This is a genomic window from Protofrankia sp. CiP1_Cm_nod2 (assembly GCF_920664355.1).
Lineage (GTDB): Bacteria > Actinomycetota > Actinomycetes > Frankiales > Frankiaceae > Protofrankia.
This window is the reverse complement of sequence record NZ_CAKKTL010000048.1, coordinates 6,344-7,571: the sequence shown is the minus strand read 5'-3', so window position 1 is coordinate 7,571 and position 1,228 is coordinate 6,344. Positions and strand designations below refer to the sequence as shown.

General features: G+C 67.3%; 1 protein-coding gene and 1 pseudogene. Both read left to right on the top strand.

The window, feature by feature from the left end; genetic code table 11:
• Positions 1-202: pseudogene (locus tag NBW84_RS07745) on the top strand (pyridoxamine 5'-phosphate oxidase); the annotation flags it as partial.
• Positions 203-535: 333 nt separating this feature from the next.
• Positions 536-1,228 (top strand): hypothetical protein (locus tag NBW84_RS07740; RefSeq protein ID WP_250283079.1); only part of this gene is annotated, 693 nt, incomplete at its 3' end.

Here is a 1,228-nt window from a genome sequence, read left to right as displayed (position 1 = left end):
CCCTGACCGGTTGCACGACCGGCTGCGCTACCGTCGAACCGATGCCGACGGCGCTCCTGACGATATTCCCGCCGGCACCCCTGTCGACGTTCCCGCCGGCAAGGCCCCGGCCGGTGAGCCACGGGCCGGTGAACGCGGCGCCGGCGGGCACGGCCGGCCGTGCGAGGGCGGTCGCTGGATCGTCGAGCGCCTGTCGCCATGAGACGCGGCACAGCAGCGAATTCTTACCGTGGCAGCGCCTTTGCGGCAGGCCGCGACAAGGTCACTTCGCGAACATGACACAATCGTCAATCGAGCAGGCCAGCCGAATCCTATAATCTACAGAAACACAATTCCGCCACACGCGGTTACATTTTTGATCACAACTGGCACCTCTGCGTGCGAGTTGCGGAAGCTCATTGGTAGCATCCCTCGCAACATGCTGCTGTGACAGCGGCCACAGGCCCGCTTCCGGCATGCCAAAAGCCTTGAGGGGGCAAACACAATGCGTTTAGGCAGGACGCGGCTGACTCTAGCCTGCGTAATCGGATCAATGATGATCGGGCTGACCGCCCCGGCCGCCCTGGCGGACGACCAGACCTCGACTCCCGTCCAGGGGACCGTGGCGAGCGCGGTCAAGCAGGCGCCAGCGCAGCCGGGGCTCCCGGCCGACCTTCCCGCCAAGCTCCCGGCCGACCTCCCGGCCAACCTTCCCGCCAAGCTCCCGGCCGACCTCCCGGCCAACCTTCCCGCCAACCTCCCGGCCAACCTTCCCGCCAACCTCCCGGCGGATATCACGCAGCTGTCGCCGGACGCGCTGCACAACCTGCTCACGCTCGTTCCCGGCCTGCCGGTGGACATCCAGGGCCTGATCGACCTGAGCAAAGTGGGCAACCTGCTGGCCCAGCCGCTGGCGCTGCTGCACTCCTGCGGCCCCGACGGGGGCAAGTGGCAGCTGAAGAACACCTCTGGCAAGCCTTTCGGATTCGGCTGGTATGACACCAAGGGCAAGGGTGGCACCGGCGAGATCCCGCCGGGCGGCGTGATCACTCTCGTCACCCACGTGCTCGACGCCGTCCTGGCCATTCCGTTCGACCTGCTGTCGGGCACCCTGCTCAAGGCGATCCCGGCCATCGGTGTCGCCAACTGCCCCGGCGGGGACTCGGGCCACGACCAGGACGTCGACACCGGCGGCACCGTACCGGTCTCCACACCGGCGAACCCCGTGGTCACGGACAAGGTCTACTAC